The 24,062-nt window shown below is 56.0% G+C and carries 22 protein-coding genes; 12 read left to right on the top strand and 10 right to left on the bottom strand.

Annotated elements, in window-relative coordinates; all coding sequences use genetic code 11:
* The first annotated feature begins 198 nt into the window (after positions 1-198).
* Positions 199-966: a class I SAM-dependent methyltransferase gene (locus tag KIH86_RS01720; protein WP_223084084.1), complete on the top strand. Its 768-nt coding sequence runs from the start codon at positions 199-201 to the stop codon at positions 964-966.
* On the opposite strand, the gene KIH86_RS01715 is transcribed toward KIH86_RS01720, so the two are convergent.
* Complete coding sequence (locus KIH86_RS01715; protein WP_223084083.1) at positions 956-1,720, bottom strand: spermidine synthase; 765 nt, start codon at positions 1,718-1,720, stop codon at positions 956-958. The genes KIH86_RS01720 and KIH86_RS01715 overlap by 11 nt on opposite strands.
* A gap of 223 nt (positions 1,721-1,943) precedes the next feature.
* On the opposite strand from KIH86_RS01715, the gene KIH86_RS01710 reads away from it, so the two are divergent.
* The 3 genes from KIH86_RS01710 to KIH86_RS01700 all read left to right on the top strand — a co-directional run bounded on the left by KIH86_RS01710 (position 1,944) and on the right by KIH86_RS01700 (position 3,299).
* Positions 1,944-2,117 carry a hypothetical protein gene (locus KIH86_RS01710; protein WP_223084082.1) on the top strand — a complete coding sequence of 58 codons (174 nt, stop codon included), beginning with the start codon at positions 1,944-1,946 and terminating at the stop codon, positions 2,115-2,117.
* Positions 2,118-2,350: 233 nt separating this feature from the next.
* Positions 2,351-2,542 (top strand): hypothetical protein, encoded by a 192-nt coding sequence (locus KIH86_RS01705; protein ID WP_223084081.1) that lies wholly within the window; start codon positions 2,351-2,353, stop codon positions 2,540-2,542.
* Positions 2,543-2,738: 196 nt separating this feature from the next.
* The gene (locus tag KIH86_RS01700) at positions 2,739-3,299 is read left to right on the top strand and encodes a putative ABC transporter permease (RefSeq protein ID WP_235775216.1); all 561 of its coding nucleotides are present in this window, start codon (positions 2,739-2,741) and stop codon (positions 3,297-3,299) included.
* A 9-nt stretch (positions 3,300-3,308) separates the two neighbouring features.
* Here KIH86_RS01700 and KIH86_RS01695 read toward each other — a convergent pair whose 3' ends face one another.
* Positions 3,309-5,294, bottom strand: a complete 1,986-nt coding sequence (locus KIH86_RS01695) for a Na+/H+ antiporter (protein WP_223084080.1) — start codon at positions 5,292-5,294, stop codon at positions 3,309-3,311.
* A gap of 230 nt (positions 5,295-5,524) precedes the next feature.
* Here KIH86_RS01695 and KIH86_RS01690 point away from each other — a divergent pair, with 230 nt between their 5' ends.
* Positions 5,525-6,319 (top strand): lipid II flippase Amj family protein, encoded by a 795-nt coding sequence (locus KIH86_RS01690; RefSeq protein ID WP_223084079.1) that lies wholly within the window; start codon positions 5,525-5,527, stop codon positions 6,317-6,319.
* 126 nt (positions 6,320-6,445) lie between these two features.
* On the top strand, positions 6,446-6,958 hold the full coding sequence (gene lepB, locus KIH86_RS01685; RefSeq protein ID WP_223084187.1) for a signal peptidase I: 513 nt from the start codon (positions 6,446-6,448) through the stop codon (positions 6,956-6,958).
* Positions 6,959-7,196: 238 nt separating this feature from the next.
* On the opposite strand, the gene KIH86_RS01680 is transcribed toward lepB, so the two are convergent.
* Together KIH86_RS01680 and KIH86_RS01675 are read right to left on the bottom strand one after the other, a co-directional pair.
* Positions 7,197-7,478: an excalibur calcium-binding domain-containing protein gene (locus KIH86_RS01680; RefSeq protein WP_223084078.1), complete on the bottom strand. Its 282-nt coding sequence runs from the start codon at positions 7,476-7,478 to the stop codon at positions 7,197-7,199.
* Positions 7,479-7,535: 57 nt separating this feature from the next.
* Positions 7,536-8,534, bottom strand: a complete 999-nt coding sequence (locus KIH86_RS01675; protein WP_223084077.1) for an acrylyl-CoA reductase family protein — start codon at positions 8,532-8,534, stop codon at positions 7,536-7,538.
* Between the two features lie 142 nt (positions 8,535-8,676).
* Between KIH86_RS01675 and KIH86_RS01670 the strand changes: the two genes are divergently transcribed.
* Positions 8,677-9,270, top strand: a complete 594-nt coding sequence (locus KIH86_RS01670) for a TetR/AcrR family transcriptional regulator (protein WP_223084076.1) — start codon at positions 8,677-8,679, stop codon at positions 9,268-9,270.
* A 116-nt stretch (positions 9,271-9,386) separates the two neighbouring features.
* On the opposite strand, the gene KIH86_RS01665 is transcribed toward KIH86_RS01670, so the two are convergent.
* Positions 9,387-11,057: an ABC transporter substrate-binding protein gene (locus KIH86_RS01665; RefSeq protein ID WP_223084075.1), complete on the bottom strand. Its 1,671-nt coding sequence runs from the start codon at positions 11,055-11,057 to the stop codon at positions 9,387-9,389.
* A 107-nt stretch (positions 11,058-11,164) separates the two neighbouring features.
* Here KIH86_RS01665 and KIH86_RS01660 point away from each other — a divergent pair, with 107 nt between their 5' ends.
* The 4 genes from KIH86_RS01660 (at position 11,165) to cysK (ending at position 16,544) form a co-directional block, all read left to right on the top strand.
* The gene (locus KIH86_RS01660) at positions 11,165-12,685 is read left to right on the top strand and encodes a DUF4153 domain-containing protein (RefSeq protein WP_223084074.1); all 1,521 of its coding nucleotides are present in this window, start codon (positions 11,165-11,167) and stop codon (positions 12,683-12,685) included.
* Positions 12,686-12,976: 291 nt separating this feature from the next.
* Entirely contained in the window at positions 12,977-13,582 is a 606-nt protein-coding gene (locus KIH86_RS01655; RefSeq protein ID WP_223084073.1) for an HD-GYP domain-containing protein, read from the top strand.
* On the top strand, positions 13,575-15,359 hold the full coding sequence (locus tag KIH86_RS01650; RefSeq protein ID WP_223110274.1) for a methyl-accepting chemotaxis protein: 1,785 nt from the start codon (positions 13,575-13,577) through the stop codon (positions 15,357-15,359). The genes KIH86_RS01655 and KIH86_RS01650 overlap by 8 nt, the downstream gene beginning before the upstream one ends.
* Positions 15,360-15,620: 261 nt before the next feature.
* Complete coding sequence (gene cysK / locus KIH86_RS01645; RefSeq protein ID WP_223084186.1) at positions 15,621-16,544, top strand: cysteine synthase A; 924 nt, start codon at positions 15,621-15,623, stop codon at positions 16,542-16,544.
* A gap of 217 nt (positions 16,545-16,761) precedes the next feature.
* On the opposite strand, the gene KIH86_RS01640 is transcribed toward cysK, so the two are convergent.
* Together KIH86_RS01640 and KIH86_RS01635 are read right to left on the bottom strand one after the other, a co-directional pair.
* Positions 16,762-18,027, bottom strand: a complete 1,266-nt coding sequence (locus tag KIH86_RS01640; protein WP_223084071.1) for an MFS transporter — start codon at positions 18,025-18,027, stop codon at positions 16,762-16,764.
* Positions 18,028-18,076: 49 nt separating this feature from the next.
* Complete coding sequence (locus KIH86_RS01635; protein ID WP_223084070.1) at positions 18,077-18,988, bottom strand: LacI family DNA-binding transcriptional regulator; 912 nt, start codon at positions 18,986-18,988, stop codon at positions 18,077-18,079.
* Positions 18,989-19,425: 437 nt separating this feature from the next.
* On the opposite strand from KIH86_RS01635, the gene KIH86_RS01630 reads away from it, so the two are divergent.
* The gene (locus KIH86_RS01630; protein WP_223084069.1) at positions 19,426-20,343 is read left to right on the top strand and encodes an aldo/keto reductase; all 918 of its coding nucleotides are present in this window, start codon (positions 19,426-19,428) and stop codon (positions 20,341-20,343) included.
* A 102-nt stretch (positions 20,344-20,445) separates the two neighbouring features.
* On the opposite strand, the gene KIH86_RS01625 is transcribed toward KIH86_RS01630, so the two are convergent.
* The 3 genes from KIH86_RS01625 to KIH86_RS01615 form a co-directional block, all read right to left on the bottom strand.
* Positions 20,446-22,395 (bottom strand): NAD(+) synthase, encoded by a 1,950-nt coding sequence (locus tag KIH86_RS01625; protein WP_235775215.1) that lies wholly within the window; start codon positions 22,393-22,395, stop codon positions 20,446-20,448.
* A gap of 259 nt (positions 22,396-22,654) precedes the next feature.
* The gene (locus tag KIH86_RS01620) at positions 22,655-23,101 is read right to left on the bottom strand and encodes a DoxX family protein (protein ID WP_223084068.1); all 447 of its coding nucleotides are present in this window, start codon (positions 23,099-23,101) and stop codon (positions 22,655-22,657) included.
* Between the two features lie 25 nt (positions 23,102-23,126).
* The gene (locus KIH86_RS01615; RefSeq protein WP_223084067.1) at positions 23,127-24,008 is read right to left on the bottom strand and encodes a LysR family transcriptional regulator; all 882 of its coding nucleotides are present in this window, start codon (positions 24,006-24,008) and stop codon (positions 23,127-23,129) included.
* Positions 24,009-24,062 lie beyond the last annotated feature (54 nt).

Here is a 24,062-nt window from a genome sequence, read left to right as displayed (position 1 = left end):
TCTTTTTCCCGGCGAAATGGACAATTGACTCTCCGAGAAGCGAATCATTCAGGAATAGGGTAAAGTTGATCACACCACGCATAGGAAAATGTTCTCCTTATAGGCTAATACTATTAATGGAATAGTATTTATATATTTTATTTAATGAGTGATCTATGCCAAAATAATCCCAACACCAATCAGAAGGAGATGGGATTCATGGCTTCGGTTCATGTATGGAAATCCGAATTATACGACAGCAAGCTGGGGTACGTATCCGAATTTGGAAGAGGCGTCATTGACTTGCTAAGTCCTGCGAAAGGGGAGCGGATTCTGGACCTGGGCTGCGGTACCGGAGATTTGGCTTATGAACTGACCAAGGCCGGAGCAGATGTGACGGGCATGGATCTCTCCGGAGAGATGATCGGAAAAGCGGCAGCGAAGTATCCTGGAATCCCGTTTGTTGCCGGCAATGCCGAGAATTTTGCGTTCGATGAACCGTTCGATGCCGTCTTCTCCAACGCCGCCCTGCATTGGATGAAGAACGCCGGGAGTGTGATCTCCTCCGTATGGAACAATCTGAAGCCGGGCGGAAGGTTCGTCGCCGAATTTGGCGGCAAAGGAAATGTGGACACGGTGATCCGGTCCATTGGCGAGGTGCTGTCCGGGAAATACGGGATCGATGCCGGTGAACTGAATCCCTGGTATTTTCCAAGTATTGCCGAGTACAGCGCTCTGCTGGAGCATCAAGGCTTCCGGGTCGTGTATGCCGTACACTTTGACCGTCCAACTCCGATGAAGGATGGAGAGAACGGTCTGTCCCACTGGCTGAACGGGCTGGCGGATGATTTCTTCAAATCGGTTCCGGAGAGCGAACGAGCCCATGTCTACGGACAAATTGCCGATAAAGCCCGGAACGATTTATTCCAAGACGGCCAGTGGGTTCTGGACTATGTAAGGCTGAGAATCGCTGCTGTCAAAATGTAGCCCTTCCTCCGTCAGCGTCCCTGATCACATCGCCCGGAGGAAGAACGATCTCGGTGAAGCCCGCCATCTGCCGGGACTTGTAGACGATGGGCCTGCGGGCTCCTGCCAGGATGAGGTTCTTCGGAGCCGCCGGATCAGCTGAAGGAAGGATGAAGGCGAGAGTGTACGGGAACACGGAGGCGAGGGTGGAGTGTACCGACTGGATCAGCCGGTCGTTCTTCCCTCTGCCGGTGGCATTCATGATCAGCATGCCCCGGTTGTTCAGCTTCTTGCCAGCGAGCGAGAACATGCCCCGAGAGATGAGATGCCGGGGTGTTCCGCTTCCGCTGAACGCGTCCAGCACGATATAGTCTAAGCTCCCGTCGTCCTCCCGCTCCAGCAGCTGCCTGCCGTCGCCGATTCCGATCCGGTCTTCGGCGCTGCTGCCGAAATAGAGCCGGCTGAGGTCGACGACCGCTTGGCTAAGCTCGGCTGTTGTGACATTTTTGCCGGACAAGGCTCCAAGCAGGGTCCCGATCCCGTGGCCGATAAGGAAGACATCCTCAAAGCCCGGGCGATTCCACTCCATCAGATGAAGGATCGCCCTTGGATATTCGAATACGATTCGCTCCGGCTGGTCGAGGTCCAGGGCCCCCTGCACCAATTCCTCCGAGAATTGAAGCACCCGAAATCTTCCTTTCTCCCCATACAGCTCATCGGTGTCCGCCACTACGATTTCACAGCCTTCTTCGGCGGTCTTGTACAGCACCTTCATTGTCTGACTCTCCTTAACCCGTGTTTCTATCTTACTAATGATAAGGGATTCCGGATCGGATTCATAGAACCGGCGCATCAGGTGCCAGCTGTCAGCTCTTCCGGTGCACACAGGCAGGGAGTGAAATCGGCCGTTTATAAAGCACCTCAACGGGTAACTATAATTATGGGCAATCCGGAAATGATAAGTTGCCAACAGCAATCACGCCGAAGGAGGGGATAGCATGTCGGATTACATCCAGAATGAAGCGGACATCCGCAACCAGGAAGACAAGGACGGAGATTCTCTGGCCGAGAAGAAGAAAATGGAGAACGGGGTCGATATTGAGCCCGAGGCGGACGAATGGGAAGCGAAGCCAGCTGCAACCTCCCATCCCGATCCAGCGCCGAAGAACTGAATCGCTGGCTGGTTTATGTCTAGAGCAGGCTGTCTGAGAGGGCAGCCTGTTTTTTTATAGGGTGCTGACAGGACAAACTTCAGAGTCCTTCGCCATAGAAGCTGGATTAGTGCTTTTTTTAAATTTCAAATCCTGTATACTGGATGTACATACCGGTGAGAGCAGCATGCAGATTGCAGCGGTCTTTGGAGAGTGCGAGTGCCACCCTGACGAATAAAAGGAGGAACCCGAACATGCGCGATCGAAATCGAAATGCCCGCCACCGGCTGAAATTTCAAGAAGCCGATTCGGGCGCGTTGGTCGAGAAGAAAGACGGCGGCTCCGGCTTTGGCGTTCACAGCGAAATGAAGCTCGAAACCTTGAGGAAGCTGAGCGAGAGCAGTGTCCAGTCGCCAGGTCTGAAAGAGCAGTATCCGAAAAAGTAGTATCCGAAAAAGTAGGCCAAGCCTTCATTTTATTTATCTTAAATTGTTAAGGAGACGGGTTCCCTTATATCAGGGCAGCCCGTTTTTTCTGCTCTCGGGAATAGTGACGTCCGCATAATGAACCAATCCTCAAGTCATACTAATGACGCGTTAATAAGGATAGCGTACGGACACTAACCGGAAGGAGAGAGACCACTTGATATTGAACCTGCTGTCCTGGGCAAGGGAAGCAGCTTACGGACATCCGGGCGAGCTGTTCTTCTGCTTCATGATTTATTCGGTCTTGGGGTGGCTGCTGGAAGGAACGTATAACCGGGTGACGACCGGTACGTTTCGGAAGGACGGGCTAATGCTTGGGCCATATAAGCCGATGTACGGTCTTGCTCCGGTGCTGCTACTGGCACTTGGAGGGCTGCGGATGCCGCTGCCCTGGCTTCTGGTCTCGACCTTGATTGTGCCGACTGTGGTGGAATTCGCCAGCGGGGCTATGCTGAAGGCGCTGTTCCGGCGGCAATGGTGGGATTATTCGGGCAAGCGCTGGCAGCTCGGCGGGCATATTTGCCTGGAATTTTCCTTGTACTGGTGGGTGCTGTCACTCTTCACCTTGGCCGTCATTCAACCACTTGTTTCGATTCTGTATTGGCTGGTCTTGCCCGCGTGGGGAGTGCTGTTCCCGGTCGTGCTTGTACTGTTTGCAGCCGATTTGGCGGCAACCATCCGCTCCCGGAGAAGAGCGGCGGCGGTTGCCGAAATCTAGAGCCGGCTTCTATAACGTCTCGCCTTTCAAATCCTGCTCCATCAGCGCAATATTCCTTCTCAGCTCCGTCATGCCGGATCTTGAAATCCGACCGGTTTCGAAGGCGGTCTGCGTATAATCCCGCTCCAGCTGAATGCCGATTCTTGCCAGATCATGAAACGCCGTCGCAAAAGTCTCGCGGTCGGTAAGCGGTCCTTTGCCGGAAGCCCTCGCGATTCCCTGTTCGTAACGCAAAATGAAGGAACTGATAGTCTCCAGCTCGGCCGGGGCCTCGGTAAGCGACTCGTTCAGCTTGCGGACAACATACTCCCAGTTCCGGACCTGAAACTGATTCAGCTTCGGGGTTCTTCTCCGCAAGGCGCTTCCCGTTCTCCCCAGCATCCGGAACATGAACCGGACCTGCTTGCCGGACAGCAGGTCATTGCGGTACCTTTCATCCTTCGTATACAGATACAACCTCCGATTCAACCGGTTCAAATAACGGAAACCCACGAATGGATGAACTTCCCTGTTCTCGATCGCAAGCATCGTGCGCTCTCTTTCCCACTGGAGGCAGGCGACTGCCCATTTACGCGGGTTCCGCTCTATTTCTTCATGTCTCCCGAGCGCCTGGATTCTGGTAGCATACGTATACGTGACCGCCCCCAGCGCCACCTTGTTCTCCTCGGTCGCCTGTTCGTTCAGTCCGGCAATTACATTGCGGAGAATTTCGATTTTGGCCTTTGTCTCGTCCGAATTCCGTTCGGGGGACTTGTCCACGCCGATCAGAAGCGGCAGCAGAAAGTTGGCGGCAAGCAGCGTGGTCAGAATGACGCCGGCTGCCAGAAAAATAATCAGGTCCCTTGCCGGAAACGGTGTATTGTTATCGAGGGCCAGCGGTAGCGACAAGGTACTCGCCAGCGTGATGGTTCCCCGTACGCCGCCGAAGCTGAGAATCAATCCTTCTCTCCATCTGCTGCGGCGGGAAGTGCCCGATTCTCTATCTAGTGGAATGACGGCCAACAACACCCAGAGGAAGCGGAGGCCCAGTAAGATTACGGTAATCAGAAGCACGTAAAGGATCAGATGGGCGTGGCTGATCTCTCCGCTGTTCCAGATTCGGCGGGCAATATCCGGCAGTTGGGTGCCCAGGAGCAGAAATACAAGGCCGTTAAGTGTAAAAATAATGACGGACCAGGTGCTTCTGGAGACGACGGCAAGCTTGGCCAGCTCAGGATTCAGTTTCCGGAAGCCAAAGGAATGAGCGATCCCGGAGGCGACGACGGCAAGGATACCGTTGACGCCAAGCTCCTCGGCTGCAAGGAAGATGAGGAACGGTGTCAGCACCTCCAGTAGCATATGCAAGGTGACGTCTTCCATTCCGAGCCTGCGAATCCATTGCACAAAGGCGGATTTCGCAAATGTAAGCACAAGCCCCAGCAGCACGCCGCCCAAGGAAATGACGAGAAAGCCCACGCCGGCCGATTTCAGTGAGAAACTGCCGGTCATCATCGCCGCCACGGCGAACTGGAAGGACACGAGGCCGGAAGCGTCATTGATCAGCGATTCCCCTTCCAGCAAATGCTTGGTCCGGGAGGGAATCTTCACCCGCTCCTCCAGGGCTCCGACGGCTACGGCGTCTGTTGGTGCAAGCGCTGCCGCCAGCGCGAATGCAGCTGCGAGCGGGATTGCCGGAATAAGGCCGTGGAGGGAGTAGCCCATCACGCCAACGGTCAGAAACACGAGCCCCAATGCCAACAGGAAGACGGGCTTCTTCAGCTCCCACAGCGCTTTTTTATTGGCATGTCTCCCGTCGTTGAACAGCAGGGGGGCGATGAAGAGCAGCAGGAACAATTCCGGGTCCAGACCGATCTGATGCTCCAAAGGCAGCAGGGAGAGTCCTACGCCAAGCCCAATTTGAATAATGGGGATGGATAGGGAGGGGACGAACCGGTTGATCAGGTAAGATAATGATACGGCGGCAAGCATCAGCAGAATGTATTCAAACATTTCCATATAAACACTCCTTGTTGGGCGATAATACGATGCATGTTATAGAAAAACTTACTCCATTATACATATTATCTATGATAAAGCGGAGCAATTGAAGCGGCGGCTTCTTTTTTCGACAGATTTCGGCGGAGGAATATGCTACAATGTGGGATGGTTTTTCATCCAAATCATGGAATACCCACCTACGCTTGGTTGTGATGCCTGCGGGACCGGGGAATCCGAAGGAGTCAGTCATGATTCAAAGCCTGCTTGTCGCCGTTCTGCTTACCGTCATCATCCACACTTCCGAAACGCTGTCGTATTCGGTCCGGTACGCCGGGGTGCGTATGAACAAGATCGCGATCGCTCTGTCCCTGACCGGGATTATCGTACTCGTCTCCCGGACAGCCAACATGATTCAGGGGCCGCTCACTGGCCATATCGTCGATATCGCCAAGAAAGACCCCTCCGTGTCGCTTCTTAACGATCTGCGAATCATTCTGCTCGGCGGCTCGCTTGGAACGCTGATTGCCATCGGCCTGTTTCCGACCTTCACCGCATTGTTCGGGCGCGTCATCTCGAAGCTGGAGATCCAGGGCTCGATCCCCCGCCTGCTCGGAAGCGTCACGATCGCCCAACTGAAGAATACCCGGAAATATGTGAAGCGCCCAAGGTTCCGGCTGCATGCCTTCCGTTATCTCGACATCCCGAAGCGGCTCATTGTCACCAACATTCTGGTCACCGGGATTTATACAACAGGGGTTCTGGCTACACTTTACGCGGGTTATCATCATCCGGAGCATGGCACGGCGATATCGCAGGCATCGGGGCTAATTAACGGTATCGCCACCATTTTGCTGACCGTCTTTATCGATCCTCAACTGGGGCTCATCACCGATAAAGCGACGGTCAGCGAGGAGCATCGCAACCGTCTCGGCAAGGTGTATATGATGCTTATGGGCTCGCGGTTTCTCGGCACGCTGCTCGCGCAGCTGCTGCTTGTGCCTGCCGCCTGGTTTATCGGCGTGGCCGTACGGGTTATTCTCTGACAGGCCTGGAATTGGGAGACATTTGAAATCGGGCGGCAAATCTACTATGGTAGAGTAGGGGAAGAGGAAGGAACAAGTAAGTCATACATATGTATAAGGAATCAATGGAGAGGGGATTTAGTGGATATGGTGAAATTCAAGAAACTGGTGAAGGAATGGGTCCCGACCCTGTTGGTTGCCGTCCTGTTGTCGCTGCTGATCCGCAGCTATGTCGCGGAGGCCATGAGCGTTCCAACCGATTCCATGGTGCCGACAATTCAGGTGGACGACAGACTTATTGTGGACAAAATGCTGTGGGCCACTACACTGAAGCATGGGGATATCGTGGTCTTCCATCCGCCAGTTGCGGGAGAGACGAAGCTGTACGTCAAGCGTCTGATGGGCCTGCCTGGCGATACGATCGAAATCAAGGACGGGTATTTGTACCGGAATGGAAACAAGGTGGAAGAACCTTATCTGAACGCCAAAATGAACTATGTGTTCGGCCCGGTCACCGTACCTGCGGATCATTATTTCTTCCTGGGCGACAACCGGAATGTTAGCTATGACGCCCATTTGTGGGATACTCCATTTGTGGACAAGGATAAGCTGATCGGCAAGGTTGTGCTGGAAATTCCGTTCCACAAGCTGCTCAACTGACGGCTGTATGAGACCTGAAGGCAAAGTCTGATTCCAGCCCGCCGGAAAGCTAATAGCCCGCCCCGCTGCTCCGGAGTGAACGGCTTCCTGCATGGTGAACAGGTGAAATCGTACAACCTGTTACTGTGAGGAGACCCGTTCAAATGGAGATAGCAGGGCGGGCTTTGTGCTTGCGGCGGCTCGTTCGGGTCCGTTCAGTCAGACCTCGCAGCTTGCAGTCTCGCAACTTACAGTAATGTTATTTCTCGCAGGCGATACCGTCTTTGTCACGGTCCTTGCCGCTGTTCATCTCGTAGAGCTTCGCGGACACGAAGGGCTTGTACTTCGTCTTGCCGCCGACATTCTTCGTAGAGGCCGAACGGGCGACGCCGCCTTTATACACTTTGTTAAGCTCACTGCAATTGCGGTATTTCTTCATTTCCGCTCCCGCCGAAGCCGGCGGACTTGCCCAGAGAAGTACACCCGCAGCAAGTCCAGCCGCAAGAAGAGCGGACACCCCCCAAATGACCAGCCGTTTCATGACATCACTCCCATAGTGGATTAGCTATCATGATTATAAGCTCTCTTCCGGCAATCGTCAGGAAATTTTTACAAGGACACGTCCCCGCGTCTTGGACTGCAAAATATCCGCGAGCGCCTGGGGCAGCTCATTCAGCGTGACTTCCCGGTCGACGAGCTGGTCCAGATTGTCCGGCTTCAGATCGCCGGCCATCCGGCTCCAAACCCGGCTGCGCAGCTCGGCAGGGCAGAAGACGGAGTCGATGCCGAGCAGACTCACGCCGCGCAGGATGAACGGCAGCACCGTAGCCGGCACCTTCGTGCCGCCCGTAAGTCCGCTGACGGCGACCGAGCCGCGGTAGGCAATCTTGCCCAGAACCGCGGCCAGCTGGTTCCCGCCGACGGGATCGACGGCGGCCTGCCACAGCTGCTTGTCCAGCGGGCGCTGCTTGGCTTCCGGATCGTAGATGTCGGTCCGGGATAAAACCTCGGAAGCGCCGAGCGACTTCAGATAATCGGTCTCCGAGGTGCGGCCCGTCCCCGCAGCTACCGCGTAGCCGCGCTTAGCCAGCATGGCGACAGCGGCTCCGCCGACACCGCCGGATGCTCCGGTGACAAGCACCTTGCCCTTCTCCGGCGAGACGCTGTTATCTTCAAGCGCCTGGATGGACATGGCTGCCGTAAATCCGGCCGTTCCATAGATCATCGCTTGCTTGAGCGTCAGCCCGTCCGGCAGCGGAACAACCCAGTCTGCGGGGACGCGGGCATACTCGCTGTATCCGCCGAAGTGGGACACGCCGAGTCCGTACCCGGTGACGAGCACGGATTGCCCCGGCTGAAACCGGCTGTCTTCCGAGCTCTCCACCACGCCCGCCAGATCAATGCCGGGGATGAAGGGATAGGATTTCACGATGCTGCCGTCCGGAATAGAGGCCAGACCGTCCTTGTAATTTACACTGGAATAAGAGACTTTAATAAGTACATCGCCAGCGGGCAGATCAGACAGGGCTGCGGGTTTGACACCCACGCTGAAGCTGTCCGCGTTGTCGACGAACAGAGCTTGAAAGGTCCGGGACATAATGGTACGCTCCTTTTAATGATATGGGAACACAAAATCATGCTGCCGATTTCTTGTTGTCACAATTTTTATTCTGACCGGTCAAAATAATATTGTCAATGAGCAGCGGCATGTTTTGAAACTTTTTACGGGTGGGAGAGAAATGGTTCGCTACAAGAAATCCGAGGAAAAACGCAAGCTGCTTCTGCACGCGTCATTTCAGGCGCTGTCGGAGCTGGGATATGATGCCGTGACGCTCCAGACGATCGCGGATTATGCGAAGGTGAGCAAGGGCGTTGTGCATTATTATTTTGACAATAAAGAGGCGGTGCTCGTCGATCTGCTGGATTGGCTGACCGCCAAAATCTATGACAAGGAAGCGACTGCGGTAAGTCTCCAGTCTACAGCTCGGGGCAAAATGGGGGCCTATCTCGATTCCGTCTTCGTATCCCCGGAGAAGAACCGGGATTTCTACCGGGTGTATCTCGACTTTCTGGCCCGCGCAAGCCGGATGCCTGCCTACCGGGAGATCAACAGCCGCTTCTATGCGAACTGCGCGAAGATCAGCAGGGAGATCGTGGAGCTGGGCCAGCGTGAGGGCGTATACGATCCCGGTCTGTCTCCGGCTGATACGGCGCCGCTTATCCGCTCCGTCATCGACGGCTGTCTGATCCAATGGCTGATGGCGGAGAACGACGAGCTGCATGGCGTCTACAAAGAGAGCTGCCACAGGGCGATCGAGCGGCTGCTTTCATAGTCCCTAATAATCACTTCAATTTGTTGTGTTAGTCTGGGAGCACTTACGGACAGTTCCAGGTGATAGCCGCATACTCAGGGCCGCAGGTGTAGAACGGCATTTCGTGATCCTTCCATTCACTCACTGGGCAGTCTCGGAAACCACACATGCCGCAGATCAATCCATCCCTGGCTGTTGAAGGTCACACCCCGAACCGACGGCATATAAGCGGTCTCCATAGGTTTCTCGTACAAAATATGCAGATGGTTATCCGATATAAGCCGGTCTTCGATACGCTGAAAGCTGCCCGACCGCATTTCCGGCGAAGGCTCCCGGGCTATCAGATGCAGGGCAGCCTCGATTTCCGAGCGGAGCTCAGGTGTCGTATGCTCGGCCAGCGTTCGGTAGAGGTCGAACCGCCGGAGCTGTTCGTCCCGGTCGCGGATGAGCGAGAACAGGATCAAATCGGCTTGCATGCGGACCGGACCTTTGAATTCTTCCGGCGGCACGGCGATGATATCCGTCCTGACGCCAAAGGCTTCTAGCGCTGACGCGATATATTCGGCATCTGCGGCGTATTGGGGAATGGTAGCGATCGTCAGGCTCAATCCGGCGGCCGCAGCGGAACTTGTCCCACCTCCGAGACCTGACACCAACGCCGCTCTTACGGCGGGATCGCTCAGCGGTCCCGCTTTCTTGGTGTTGAACGTAATAAATTTCGCGATCAGCGTCTCGGGCCGGATGTGGCTCCAGCCGCCGGATTGCCCGCCTTTCGGATTGGGAATGACATGAAAAGGGAAGCCGGACTCCGCAGCGGACGGCTCGGCGCTCCAGGGAATATACAGAATCTCTACACGGTCCAGATGCGCCCTTCCGAGGTAGTAAGGCGAGAAGGCTTCCAGCACACATATATCCCGGGTAAACTCCGCGACCTTGAACGGACCGGTCCCTATCGGCCTGTGGACATGGGGAGAGCCCGCCGCCTGTTCCGGATCACGCGGCACGACCGCCGCCCGGCTCGTGCACAGATAGGAGAGGAACAGCTCGTTCGGCTTCCGGAGGCGGATGCGGAGCGTGAGCGGATTAACCGCTCGGACTTCTTCAATATCCCGAAGAACGAAGCTGTACAGCCGCCCGTCAGGAGATTCGATCAGACGGCGGAAGGAGGCGGCGACGTCCCCGGCGTCCAGCATCGCTCCGTTATGCAGCGGCACTTCCTTCCGCAGATGGAAGAGCCAATCGGTGCGCCCGGCATCGGTCTCCCAGGCATGGGCAAGACCGGGAAGAATTTCCTCGCTTCCGGGACCTCTCCGGACGAGCCCGTCATAGACATGGCTGGACACGAAGGATTCGGCCAGCAGATTCATCCGCAGCGGATCAATTGTCTGGATGGGCTGGTTCACCGGAAGGCGCAGCGTATCGAGCACCCGGTCATGCCGACGCTCGACATGATGGCCGGAATACAGAGCCAGCCAGCTCTGCAGCGATTCCCGCAGCGTCTCCGTTCCGGCAAGGGAGCGGATCAGCGACGCCGCATCGGCAAGGGAGCCCCGGCCATCCATCGATTCCCGCAGCGACTCCGCGGCCACTTCCTGAAGCGGGGCCAGCAGCCGCAGACGGGAGCGCTGTCCCCGCCCGCGGCTGGGCGTCCATTCGATCCAGCCGCGCTTTTGCATTTTGCCGATAAGATGAAGAACATTCCGGTGAGTGCACTCCAGAATCGCCGCCAGCTCATCAAGCGTGATCTGCACATCATCTCCGGAGAGGCCGGATATGAGCCGGATATAGTGTCCGTGAAGCTTTGCCATAGAATCCCCCACCCAAAATAGGAAATAAACGCAACGTAATTTCGCTTTTTATTCTTATTTTATCATCTATCCTAAAGAAGAAGGAAGAAGAAATGGAGGGGATTTCCATGCAGGAAACGGCGGAAAGCCGAGGCACGGTGCTGAAGGTTCTTGCGGTGGCGCTGGGACTCGCGGTCATTCACCAGTATTTGTTCTACGGAAACCGGTACGGGCTGTCGATCCCGCTGTTCACCGTATTGTTCTATGCGTACATGCTGGTATTTGCCAAAGACAGGCTGAGGCCGATGAACACGGTGTGTGCGGTCTGGACGGCATGCGTCCTGCTGCTCGTTCTTACATTCGGACTGTTCGCGAACGAAATCTTTTATATGCTTAATCAGGTGGCTGCGCCAGCGCTGATTGTGCTGCATCTGACATACATACTCGGAGATTCAAGACCCGATTGGGGCAGACCGGCGGCGCTGTTGTCCGGCGCCTTTAACCATCTGATTCCACAGAACCTACGGCAGCTGGCAGGTCTGCGACAATGGTTTGAGCGTAAGGAGCGCCAGGAGGGGGCAAACGCCCCAGTGCTGGCCAGAGTGCTGCTCGGACTGACGATTTCCGTCCCGCTGCTTGCGATTGTGCTGGTGCTGCTGTCGTCGGCTGACGGCGTGTTCCATGCCGTGCTGACGCATATCCCGGATGTGCTGGCTCGAATCTCACTGGGAGAAGGCATTGCAAGAACGTTGTGGGCGCTCCTTCTCGGCGCTTTTTTCTTCGGTTACCTTCGCGGCTTCGTGCATCCTTTCCGCGAGACTGAGGAGCTGCCGCCGCAGAAGACGGAGCCTGAGTATCGGGACACGGTGCCGGATTTCCGTATCGATTCGGTCGTAGCCGTCACGGTGCTGACTGCGGTTAACACGGTCTATGTTCTGTTCGTATCGGTACAGTTCTCGTATCTGTTCGGTGCCTGGCAGGGGCTGCTGCCCTCGGGGGATACGTATGCGGAATACGCGCGCCGGGGGTTCTTCGAGCTTGTGCTTGTATCGGGCATCAATTTTGTGCTGCTGCTCGGAATTTTGCTGCTTGGCATGAAGGGGAGCGAAGTGCTGAACCGGGCGGTCCGGGTTCTGTTGTATGTGCTGACGGTCTGCTCGGGCGCCATGCTGGTCTCCGCTTTTATCCGGCTCGCGATGTATGAAGAGGCCTACGGCTACACCACGATCCGGTTTCTGGTGCACGGGTTCATGATTTTTCTCGGAGCCCTGCTGGCAGCGGCCGCTCTGCGGATCGCGATCCCGCGCTTCCCGCTCGTCAAATGCTATCTGGTTCTCGGACTGGCGGCCTATCTCATCATGAACTATACCCGGATGGACGCCGTTATCGCCTCGAACAATATCGCCCGCTATGAAGCCAACGGCCAATTGGACACTGCTTACCTGCTCTCACTCTCCGATGAGGCGGTTCCGATGCTGGTCGACTTCAGCGCGAAGCATAACGGCATGCTGGACAGCGGTCTGCGAAACCTATGGCAGAGCGGCAAGCAGCAGAAGAAGGACTGGACTGCGCTGAACTGGTCCCGGCACCGGGCGGAGACGAAGCTCGATGCGTATTTTGAAGGGCGGGAGAGCGGGAGCGGCAGGTAACTCAGGATTCTAAAGGCAGCTGTCGTGGCTGAACGGACCAGACTTATGATGTAATACGGCTCTCCGTCTCCAAGCGAGAACGGCGCAGCCGTTTTTTTGCAATAAAAAGAATGTTTGAGCTGAGAGTCTATCATTTTATACCATTTATTGGTGAAATTATGACATCAACAGACACCATAAGACATTTTTCTTTGATTAAGCAAACTTTCAGGAGGATTTCAGACTAATTTAAGAACAGTCATTTAGGATATAAGCATTAGGTAAAAAGTGCTAATCAAAGGTGTGAAGCTGATGGAAATGCTGCTAAAACTGTTGGATTCGTGGAACGGCCAATATGCCGGGCATTCGGAGCGGACAAGCCGATACGCCGTCGATATTGGTAAGGAATTGGAGCTGCCGCTGGACGAGAGGAGCGATCTATACATAGGCGGCCTGCTGCACGATATCGGGAAACTGTCGGTGCCCGAATACATACTGAATAAACCTTCCAGTCTGGAACCGGAGGAATTCGAGCTGATCAAGCAGCATCCGGCTAAGGGCTATGAGCTGGCAAGCAGGTTTCCGGAATTTGTGCGCGAGGGTGTACTGGACATTATTCTGCATCATCATGAACGGTACGACGGAGCCGGATATCCCTATGGATTAAAAGGGCAGGAAATTCCCTTGTCTGCCCGCATCATAGCGGTGGCCGACTCCTTCGACGCCATGGTTTCGGAGAGGGTGTACCGGACGAAGCCACATGACCGGCAATATGCGGCGAATCAGCTGATTGAGGGAAGAGGAACGCAGTTTGATCCGGTCATTGTCGATATTTTTCTGGAGCTGTTAACGAGTCAGGGGCAACCGTACAACACCAACCCTACACAATTATGTAAAGGCGGGATGAATGATGTTTAGAAGTATCCGGTTCAAAATCCTTTTCGGATTCGCTGCGGTGATCGTAGTCTTCCTGTTGGCAATCGTCGGCAATATGTTCTTTCAAAATAAGGTGACGATGCTGACGGATCAGGCCAACCGCAACTGGAACAAGCTGTCCACCGTGCAGAAGCTGACGGATCAAATCCGTCAGGCGGACGAGGCGGGAGCGCGTTATGTCATGAGCAATACGGATGAAGACCGCAAGGGGTATCTCGCGGCATATGAAGCGGAGCTCCCAACCATTACACAGACCATCGCCGAGCTCAAGACCATGAATTTGTCTGCAGCGGAACTGGCCGGTATTCAAAGCCTGGAGGAGAACTGGAATACATACCTGACAGGACTGAAAAAAGCTTTTGCGCTGGCGGGTGAAGGGAATTTTCCGGAAGGACAGCGGATTTTCATTAATTTGTCGCTGGATTCGGTTGTAAGCTCCCAGACGGAATTCCAGAGCATGCTGTCCAAGGAAATCGCAAGCGAGCAGCAGGAGGCGGGCGCACATCGCGGCACCGCGATGATGATAAGCTTGGGACTGACCGGATTGTCCATTCTGCTGGCTGCCGTTATCGCGCTGCTGCTGGCTTCGCGCATTGTGAAGCCGATTCGGGCCGTGACGTCTCAGCTGAAGGAAATCGCCGAGGGCGGGGCCGATCTGACCCGCCGGATTACGGTGAAGAGCCGGGATGAAGCCGGCGAGCTGGCCGGACATTTTAACAAGATGACCGAGAACCTGGGAGGCATGATCCGGGAGGTGAAGGAGTCCGCCGCACAGCTTGCATCCTCGTCCGTTCAACTTAACGGCGACAGCGGCTTGACGGCTCGGGCGACCGAGCGCATTTCGGGCATCATTAGCGGGGTCGCCGAAGGCACGGAGCAGCAGATGAGCCGCCTGAAGACGAATATGACAACGCTGGTGGAAATTTCGGACGGCATCGGACAGATTGCCGAGAGCGTCCAGGATATTTCCGGGGCGTCCATTCAATCGGCGGAGTCCGCCAGCGCCGGCGACGCGTCCATACAGAGCGCCATGCGCCAGATGAATCTGATCCATGATTCGATCCATTCCCTGGACGGCCGCGTCTCCGGCTTCGTCAGCCGGTCCAAGGAAATCGCCAGCATGGTAGGGGCGATCCGGGGGATAGCCTCCCAGACGCAGATGCTTGCGCTGAATGCGGCAATCGAGGCGGCAAGAGCCGGCGAGCAGGGCCGAGGCTTCGCCGTCGTTGCAGACCAGGTGCGGAAGCTGGCGGAGCAGTCCGACGAGTCGGCCGGGCTGATCGCAGCCCTTGCGAAGGAGATTCAATCCGAAGCCGATGAAGCCGTCCGTGTCATGGGCGGAAGCACGGAGGAGGTGCGCAAGGGTGTTGACATTCTGGGCAAGGCCGGGCGGTCCTTCGGCGATATCCGCCTCTCCGTGGATTCCCTGGCCGGGCAGATTCAGGAAGTGTCTGCCGCTGTGCAGGAGATCACCGCCGCAACCGACGAGACGGTTAAATCGATTGCGATGGTAACACAAATTTCCGAGGAGACGGCCGCAAGCACGAATACCGTGTCCGAAGCCTCCCGCGAACAGCGAGCTGCGATCCAGCAGATCGCGTCTTCCGCGGGCGCCCTTAGCAACCTGGCGACAGGGCTGGAGGTGCTGGTGCAGCGGTTCCACGCGGGAGATGAGGCGTCTTCGGATTCCTCCCAAGAGCAGGATTCGGCTGTGCAGGCGGGAGAAGGAGCAGGGGAACAGCCGGCGCTGTCGGCTTAAGGGCAGCGGCTTGCATGACGGACAGTACGATGGTCCGCACGGCTGTCGGCAGACGGACAGCATGACGGCATATGGCATGGCGGTGTAGCAGTTCGGGAGACCGTGAAGGTCTCCTTTTTCACGCACACATCACAATCTGCCGGGCATGGCTTTTCCGGATCAGCCAGAGGCTTATCATCATGAAATTCGACAGCGGCGCTCCGGCGAAGTACAATGATCTCCGTGAAGAGAGCTTGAAGGAGGTTTATTATGCAGTCAGGTATGAGAGCAAAGGTTGTCAACCATATTACGGAACTCATTGGAGATACGCCGGTTGTCCGGCTGAATCGCATGACAGGGCCGAATGACGCGGAGGTGTACGTGAAGCTCGAACGCTTCAATCCGAGCGGCAGCGTCAAGGACCGGGCAGCATTCAATCTGATTCTTCAAGCGGAGAAGGACGGTCTGCTGAAGCCGGGCGGTACGATTATTGAGCCTACGAGCGGCAACACGGGGATCGGCCTTGCCATGAACGCGGCAGCCAAGGGATACCGGGCGATCATGGTTATGCCCGATAATATGACGAAGGAGCGGATCAATCTGCTCAAGGCTTATGGAGCAGAGGTTGTGCTTACTCCTGCCGCGGAGCGGATGCCTGGGGCGATTGCCAAGGCAGTCGAGCTGGGAGGCCGGATCGAGGGCAGCTTCATTCCGCAGCAGTTCGAGAATAAAGCCAATCCCGACATCCACCGCACAACAACGGCGGTGGAGATTCTGGAGCAGATGGAGGGCCGCCTCGATTCCTTTGTTGCGACTTCCGGAACCGGCGGCACGATTACCGGTACGGGCGAGACGCTCCGGGAGCATCTGCCGGACCTGCGGGTTCTGGTCGTCGAGCCGCAGGGCTCGCCGGTGCTCTCCGGCGGAGAACCGGGGCCGCACAAGCTGGTGGGCACGAGCCCGGGCTTCATTCCGGCCATACTCAATACGAAGGTTTACGACGAGATTGTTCAGGTGGCTGATGAAGACGCGCTGAATACGGTCCGGGCTATGGCTGCCCACGAAGGCATTCTGATCGGTCCGTCGGGCGGGGCGGCCGTATGGACAGCCTTGAAGGAAGCGGCAAGACTGGGCGCAGGGAAGCGTGTGCTCTGCATCGCCCCGGATTCGGGCGAGCGTTACCTGAGCATGGGAATCTTCGAGTAATCGGGACCGCCGGAGTCTGTTCGGAGCATCCTCAGAGCAACCCCTGAGAATCTCCTGGGCATCCATGGAACGTCCCGGACATCCTCAGACATCCCCTGAGAATCTCCTGGGCATCCATGGAGCGTCCCAGACATCCTCAGAGTCCGGAGCGTTTCCAGACATCCTCGAAACGTTCATTATCCGCAGCTCCGTCCGCCAGCGCCCCGTCAGCCTCCTGTTAGCGATAGTCGCGAATGACCTTGAATCCCTGCCAGGAGACGAGGGCGAACAACAGCAGCAGCAATCCGATCACACCCATGACGGGACCGGGAGCGAACTGGTCGGACAGATAGGAGATAGCAGTCAGTCCCACTGATGGAGCAACGCTCATGACGGAACTGAGCACACCGAAGACCCGGCCCTGAAGCTCTTCCGACACTTCCAGTCTCAGAATGATATTGATGAGCATCGTGCAGAGCGAGAACACGAATCCGATCAGGAGAATGACAGGGATTGCAGCGATCGCGCTGCTGCTCATGGACAGCAGAACATACAGGGGACCGAGAATTGTAAGTCCTGTCATAACCAGCAGTCCCCGTCTTCTCATTCTCGATCCCAGCAGGAGAATCATACCTGAGCCGATCATGTAGCCAAGCGGGATGGAGGCTTCCATCAGGCCGAATTGTGAGGGACTGGCATGCCAGACCTTGACCGCCATGACCTGTGTCAGCATCATCGACGGCATGAACAGCAGTGTCAGAACAGGCAGCATGATGACGACCGAACGGGCAAAGGGGAATCTCCAAATGTAGCGCACCCCGTCCGCCAGATCCTGAAAGAACTTTCTCTCTTCCCGGGACGGAGTGTTCACCCTGGCAGACAAGGGAATCGCCCCGACGCCGAGAATGAGGAGAAATGAGATCACAAAGGTAGCCCCGTTAAAGAGGAACGCATCCGGCGCGCCGAAGGCTGTTACGAAGACGCCGCCGGCCGAGAAGCCGATCGTACGGCAAATATTTTCCGACAAATTTAAGATTCCAACGGCTTTCTGGACATGCTCCTTCCCGACGACACTGACAATGGACGACTGGTAGGCGGGGGATTGGAACAGGGAGCACACCGTGGCGAGACACGACATGATTACCACCACGATAAAGGGTATGCCGCGCTGGGAAATGGCGAAGGCCAGCCCAAGTACGATACAGGCGCTCATCAGATCCGAGACCAGCATAATGGTCCTCCGGTTCCAACGGTCGGCGAATGTGCCGGCTATCGATCCCAGAAATGAGCTTAACAGCAGATTGGACACTGTGATAACGGCCATCATCGTGGCGCTCCCTGTCGTCTGCAGCACCCATAAATTCAGAGCAATGCTGTGAAACGTGCTGCCGAAAATCGATACGGCAAAGGACCCCAACAGGAGCAAAAACCGGCGGTTGCGCCATAGGGCTGAATGGGGCCCGCCTTTCGCTGGCTGTGATTGGCTGAGTACAGGTTCGTTCATCATCATCTTCCTCCATAACTTAATCGTTTAAGTGAATGCTTAAAAAAAATTAGCCGATAAAAATTCGGTTTTTTTCCTTTGCGCCGCTTGACGGATCATTCAGCAGAGAGCTCATGAGCTCGAATGCCGCCTGCGCTTTGTCTTCCCGGAATTCGTATGTGCGAATCCCGTCTCCCAGCAGTTCCCGGCACCCGCATGTGCACACAGCTGCCATTTCCTCGAATGCCCCCGACTTCTCTACATATGCCGCGATGAATTCGTTAACGACGATAGCCTGGCGGTATTTCGCAGCACTCAAGAGCGAGTCGAGTTCTTCCGGATTGCGAACCGCAAAGACGGCTTCATCAGGGAGAGAAGCGCTGCCCTTGATATAGCGGTTCAGTCCGGCATTGTTAAAGGACTCCGTAATCAGACAAGTCTTCGAAGCGTTCACCGGCAGAAGCTGCTGAAAGGCCGTGCTGTAATCATAGACGACCTGCTTGAACAGCTTGTCATCGATAAGGCTGTCGATCAGGATCAGGGGAACGCCCTCCACAAAATGTCCGGAAATCGCATAGAAATATTCTTCGCGAACATCAACCAGAAAAGCGGCTTCCAGCTTCCGTTCCAGAATAATATCAAGCGAAGGCCGGTCGGCATCCAGCGAGTACAGCAGCGCATGATATCCCGCGCGGGTTAAGCGCCGCTCCAGCGACTGGATGAAGGAAGAATGCGCGTAACGCTTCCAAATCGGCATATCGGTCGTCTCATTGACCAGAATACCGATCAGGCCCGTCTTCTGATTGACCAGCGAGCGGGCTGCCAAATTGGGGATGTAGTGCAGCTCTTTCGCAATTTGAAGAATTTGAAGCCGGGTCTTCTGGGGAATCGTCTGGTTGTTCACATTGTTCAGCACATAACTGACCGTTGCAACGGAGACGTTGGCCTTGAGCGCAATATCTTTCATGGTCGCTTTTTTCAAAATGGAAATCTCCTCGAAGCTCTTTTTATGGCTAAAAGATTACCATCTCCACAGATTGCAAGTCAATAGTTGGAATTTGTCGTAAATCAAATGCTGAGCAGGGATGGGGTTCATAAGGGAAGGCGGATGATTCGAAAGTTGCATAATAAAGCTCCCCCGCAGAGGGAGAAGAGGAACATCCGGACCGGGTCCGGCCCTGCGTGAGAGCGGGATATCATGGCATGGGGGAACTGTTTGTTGTGTTTATATTAGTGGACAGACCTTATATTTTACTTAAAATGGACTGAACGTTGGCTGAATGTTTGCACGGCAAACGGCCGAATCTGTCCTGGAGTATGGAAGAGAGGGCAGTATGTAAGCGGATGCTTGAAAAAGCCCGTCCCGGTGTGCAACAATAGACGAGTTAATGAATACAGGCTAAGGAGGATTTTGCGTACATGAGAACAATCAAGCTTGGAACCAGCAGTCTCGAAGTCCCAGTCGTTGCTGTAGGGTGTATGCGCATTAACTCCCTGGACAAGGCTGGTGCCGAAACCTTTGTGAAGACCGCCATGGAAGAGGGAGCCAACTTCTTTGATCATGCCGACATTTACGGAGCGGGTGAATGCGAGGAAATCTTCGCGGACGCGATTGGTATGAACAGCGCGGTGCGTGAGAGCGTCATTCTTCAGTCCAAATGCGGCATCCGCAAGGGCATGTTCGATTTCTCCAAGGAGCATATCCTGGAATCGGTGGACGGCATTCTGAAACGGCTGAAGACCGACTATCTGGACATTCTGCTGCTGCATCGTCCGGACGCATTAGTGGAGCCGGAAGAGGTGGCTGAGGCATTCGATCAGCTGGAGCAGTCGGGCAAGGTCCGTCATTTCGGCGTATCCAACCAGAAGCCCATGCAGATCGAGCTGCTGAAAAAATACGTGAAGCAGCCGCTGGTGGCGAACCAGCTTCAGCTCAGCATCACCAACGCTAAGATGATCTCGAACGGTTTTAACGTCAATATGGAAAATGAAGCCGCCATTGACCGCGATGGCAGCATTCTCGATTACTGCAGACTGCATGACATCACGGTCCAGCCCTGGTCTCCATTCCAATATGGCTTCTTCGAAGGCGCGTTCCTCGGCAGCGATAAATTCCCTGAGCTGAATAAGGCCATTGATACCGTAGCCGCCAAATATGAGGTTACGCCAACGACGATTGCCATCGCCTGGCTGCTCCGTCATCCGGCGAAGATGCAGCCGGTAATCGGCACCATGAATCTGGAACGGCTGAAGGACTGCTGCGCAGCGGCCGAAATCTCGTTGACCCGTGAGGAATGGTATGAAATTTTCCGTGCGGCGGGCAATGTGCTGCCATAACGGGAGTACCCCGTACATGCGCATATACGCGGATAAATGAAATGATCCATACAATGGAAAAAACGAAGCCGACCCGCTGATGAAGGGGCCGGCTTGCTTCGTTTACAGATCTTCAATCTCCTTCAGCCACAGAGCGGCTGAGGCGTCGCTTGGCATGCGCCAGTCTCCGCGCGGCGACAGGCTGACCGTACCGACCTTCGGGCCGTCGGGGAGGCAGGAGCGCTTGAACTGCTGGGAGAAGAAGCGTCCGTAGAAGACGCGAATCCACTGCACCAGCTGTTCTCTGGTGAAAATGCCCTTGAAGGCGTGCTCGGCCAGATACAGAATTTTGGCCGGCGGCGCTCCTGTACGAAGCATGTAATACAGGTAGAAATCATGCACATCGTATGGGCCGAGAATATTCTCCGTCAGCTGCGCGATCTCGCCGGTCGGCGAAGGCGGCAGAAGCTCAGGGCTGATTCCGGTCGCGATGATGTCATGCAGATATTTCTGCGCGGTCTCATCCGCTTCGTGATCGGCATACCACTGGACGACGTATTTAATAAGCGTCTTCGGAATCCCCGAGTTGACGCCGTACATCGACATATGGTCGCCGTTATAGGTGCACCAGCCAAGCGCCAACTCGGACAGATCGCCCGTACCGATGACGATGCCGCCGTTCTTGTTGGCGAGATCCATCAGAATTTGCGTGCGCTCTCTGGCCTGGACATTTTCATAAGTCAGGTCGTGAACGTCCTTGTCATGGCCGATGTCCTCAAAATGCTGGAGACAGGCCGCCTTGATATCCACGACCATCATGGTTGCGCCAAGCGCTTTGATCAAGCCGACGGCGTTGTCGTAGGTGCGGTTCGTCGTGCCGAAGCCGGGCATCGTCACGGCCAGCACATCGCTCGCCGGTCGGCCGAGCAGCTGCATGGACCGCACGGCCACGAGCAGCGCCAGCGTGGAGTCGAGACCGCCGGAGATGCCGATGACCGCCTGCTTCGTGCCGATGTGGCGGATGCGTTTCATCAGGCCGGAGGTCTGAATGGACATAATCTCCTGACAGCGCTCGTCCCGCTGCAGCGGGTTGCCCGGCACGAACGGATTGGTGACCAGCTTGCGGGCAAGTTCCCGGTCTTCTGCGTCCGAAGGGACCGGATTGGCGTAGGCGATTTCGCGGTAATCGCCCGCTCCTTTGCCGGCACGGAAGGTTCCCATCACCATCCGGGAATACTGGATTCTCGGAATGTCGATATCGGCGCAGGTCAGCCGGGTCTCATGTGTGAACCGCTCCGATTCCGCAAGCGTTACGCCGTTCTCGGCGATGATCGAATGTCCGCCGAATACGACATCCGTCGTGGATTCGCCCGTATTGGAGCCGGCGTATACATAGCCGGCTACGCAGGAAGCGGATTGGCTCGAAACGAGTTGGCGCCGATAATCAGCCTTGCCAACCAGTTCGTTGCTGGCCGATGGATTGAACAGCAGCACCGCGCCCGCCTGGGCGAGCCGGCTGCTCGGCGGTATGGGAACCCACAGGTCCTCGCAAATCTCCACGCCGAAGACGAGATTGCTGCTGCCTTCGCATACGAACATCAGGTCGGCGCCGACCGGAATCTCCGCTCCGTCAAGCTTGATCGTCTTCGACTCCAGTTCTTCAGAGCCCGCGAACCAGCGAGGCTCATAGAATTCGCTGTAGCCCGGAATGCAGGTCTTGGGCACAATTCCGAGAATGCTTCCGTTCTGGAGCACGGCGGCGCAGTTGAAGAGCCGGCCCCGGATATCGATCGGCAGACCTGCAATGACGATCATGTTATGTCCGGCCGTATGGGCCGCGATGTCCCGCAGCGCATCCAGTGCGGAATCCAGCAGTCGGCGCTGCATGAACAAATCCGCGCATGTATAGCCCGTTATGCTCAGTTCGGGCAGCACCAGATATTCCACCTGGCTCTGGCGGGCCAGATCGATCGCTTCCTTGATCTTCCCGGCATTAAACACACAGTCGGCCACCCGCAGCTCGGGCGATGCGGCGGCCACTCTGGAGAATCCGTATTTCTGCAATGTATTCACCTGTCCTCTTGAAAGTAATGAGTGTCGTTTCGCTTTCCTTAATTTAGCACAACCGTATCCGCCGCAACAATGGACGAAGCCGGGGCGGCGTCGGGAAGGCCCCCCATATGTAAGCTTGTAAACAAATCTTGTACTTGTATCCCGGCTATTGGGCGTGGTTAGAGAAACGTATGAGGGGCCAGCCTGATCCGAGGCTGGCCACTTCCCTGTAGCAGGCATGGACGCCCGTTCCCGGAGCTCAAGCCTCGTCCCGAGTCGCTCACCGCTCCGGCCATCCCGCCATAAGGATAGCGGCAATGAACAGGAACTGAATGAGCAGGCGGATCTCAAAAGCCGGGACCGGCCGTCCGCCGATGCTCAGCCCCATCCGGGATGCGTGCACGTTGGCCGGGAACATGGCGATCAGCAGAATAGCCAGGCACCAGGAGGCGGTCTGGGCAACCGGCGAAATCAGCAGGCCGGCGGCGCCCAGAATTTCGAGCCAGCCGGTGAGCGTAACCAAGAAACCGGGCTTGTATAGAGAGGGCGGCACCATCGCTACGAGATCGGCCCGCCGCCGTCCGAAGTGAGCGGAGGCGCCCGTGATCAGCATGAGTGCACAGGCGATCTGCAGCGGATGCTGCCATTCGTTCATGTAATCCAGACCGAGCAGTCCCAAGAGACGGAGCAGCAAGAAAGATGCAATCAGCATGATGAATGGAACCATGCGCAATCCCTCCTGATCAACGGATTTATCCAGGATCTTTGTGCTCGCCGAACCCTTCGAAGAAATGGTCGGCCAGCGCCGAGCTGTATCTTCCTTTCATCCGCACGGCGGCAATCCGGGTTCGCAGCGAATCGCTGTTAATTTCTTTATAGAGCAGATTGTCCCGGCTTACAAGCCCAAAAGCGGATCTCGGGACAATTCCGATGCCAAGGCCCGACCCGGCCCAGGTCAGTGTTGTCCGGGCATCGTCGTTCATACAGAAGATGTTGGGCTCGAAGCCGTTCTCCAGGCAGGCGTCCGTAATCAGCTGCTCGAAGCGGCGGTAAATGATCAGCGGTCGGTCCTTCAGTTCGCCAAACTCAATGGAAGCACGACCGTCTGCGAACGCAAGCTCGCGGGTCATGACAGCGATCATCGGCTCGGATTGGGCGTACCGGCACTCCAGACTGGAAGCGTGGAAGGGGGTGCGGATAATCCCGATTTCCACGATGCCCCGATTCAGCAGGTCGAGAATTTTGAAGGTGTTTCCCTCGTGAATGTCAAATTTCACACCCTCATAGGCGCGATGAAATTCGCTGAGCCGGTCCTGAAAAAGCGCCGAGCCGGACGATGACACCGTGCCGATCGAGAGTGTTCCCGTCATGCCCTTGACATGCTCGCCTAGCTCCCTGGCCGTCCGGTCGGCCAGCTCGAGAATCTGTCTTGCCCGGTCCCTCAGCATAACCCCGGCGTCGGTCAGCCGGATGCTGCGGGGACCCCGCTGGACAAGCTGCACCCCTAGCTCCTCCTCGAGCTGCTTCAACTGCTGGCTCAGGGGAGGCTGTGCCATCTGCAGCTTGCGCGCTGCGGAGGTGATCTGTCCTTCCTCCGCGATCGTCAGGAAATACTTAAGCTGTCTCAGATCCATGTAATCTCGCATCCCTTGGAATTTTAGATATGAAAAAAGTATGGAACAAATACG

The organism is Paenibacillus sinensis (genome assembly GCF_019904155.1).
Lineage (GTDB): Bacteria > Bacillota > Bacilli > Paenibacillales > Paenibacillaceae > Paenibacillus_AQ > Paenibacillus_AQ sinensis.
Note: the sequence above shows the minus strand (reverse complement) of the source record. Positions and strands in the feature narration are given on the sequence as shown.

Bases quoted from the DNA above. Each gene is read 5' to 3' on its own strand.
- KIH86_RS01720 (WP_223084084.1), top strand. From the start codon at position 199: ATGGCTTCGGTTCATGTATGGAAATCCGAATTATACGACAGCAAGCTG.
- KIH86_RS01715 (WP_223084083.1), bottom strand. From the start codon at position 1,720: ATGAAGGTGCTGTACAAGACCGCCGAAGAAGGCTGTGAAATCGTAGTG.
- KIH86_RS01710 (WP_223084082.1), top strand. From the start codon at position 1,944: ATGTCGGATTACATCCAGAATGAAGCGGACATCCGCAACCAGGAAGAC.
- KIH86_RS01705 (WP_223084081.1), top strand. From the start codon at position 2,351: ATGCGCGATCGAAATCGAAATGCCCGCCACCGGCTGAAATTTCAAGAA.
- KIH86_RS01695 (WP_223084080.1), bottom strand. From the start codon at position 5,294: ATGGAAATGTTTGAATACATTCTGCTGATGCTTGCCGCCGTATCATTA.
- KIH86_RS01690 (WP_223084079.1), top strand. From the start codon at position 5,525: ATGATTCAAAGCCTGCTTGTCGCCGTTCTGCTTACCGTCATCATCCAC.
- lepB (WP_223084187.1), top strand. From the start codon at position 6,446: ATGGTGAAATTCAAGAAACTGGTGAAGGAATGGGTCCCGACCCTGTTG.
- KIH86_RS01680 (WP_223084078.1), bottom strand. From the start codon at position 7,478: ATGAAACGGCTGGTCATTTGGGGGGTGTCCGCTCTTCTTGCGGCTGGA.
- KIH86_RS01675 (WP_223084077.1), bottom strand. From the start codon at position 8,534: ATGTCCCGGACCTTTCAAGCTCTGTTCGTCGACAACGCGGACAGCTTC.
- KIH86_RS01670 (WP_223084076.1), top strand. From the start codon at position 8,677: ATGGTTCGCTACAAGAAATCCGAGGAAAAACGCAAGCTGCTTCTGCAC.
- KIH86_RS01665 (WP_223084075.1), bottom strand. From the start codon at position 11,057: ATGGCAAAGCTTCACGGACACTATATCCGGCTCATATCCGGCCTCTCC.
- KIH86_RS01660 (WP_223084074.1), top strand. From the start codon at position 11,165: ATGCAGGAAACGGCGGAAAGCCGAGGCACGGTGCTGAAGGTTCTTGCG.
- KIH86_RS01655 (WP_223084073.1), top strand. From the start codon at position 12,977: ATGGAAATGCTGCTAAAACTGTTGGATTCGTGGAACGGCCAATATGCC.
- KIH86_RS01650 (WP_223110274.1), top strand. From the start codon at position 13,575: ATGTTTAGAAGTATCCGGTTCAAAATCCTTTTCGGATTCGCTGCGGTG.
- cysK (WP_223084186.1), top strand. From the start codon at position 15,621: ATGAGAGCAAAGGTTGTCAACCATATTACGGAACTCATTGGAGATACG.
- KIH86_RS01640 (WP_223084071.1), bottom strand. From the start codon at position 18,027: ATGAACGAACCTGTACTCAGCCAATCACAGCCAGCGAAAGGCGGGCCC.
- KIH86_RS01630 (WP_223084069.1), top strand. From the start codon at position 19,426: ATGAGAACAATCAAGCTTGGAACCAGCAGTCTCGAAGTCCCAGTCGTT.
- KIH86_RS01620 (WP_223084068.1), bottom strand. From the start codon at position 23,101: ATGGTTCCATTCATCATGCTGATTGCATCTTTCTTGCTGCTCCGTCTC.
- KIH86_RS01615 (WP_223084067.1), bottom strand. From the start codon at position 24,008: ATGGATCTGAGACAGCTTAAGTATTTCCTGACGATCGCGGAGGAAGGA.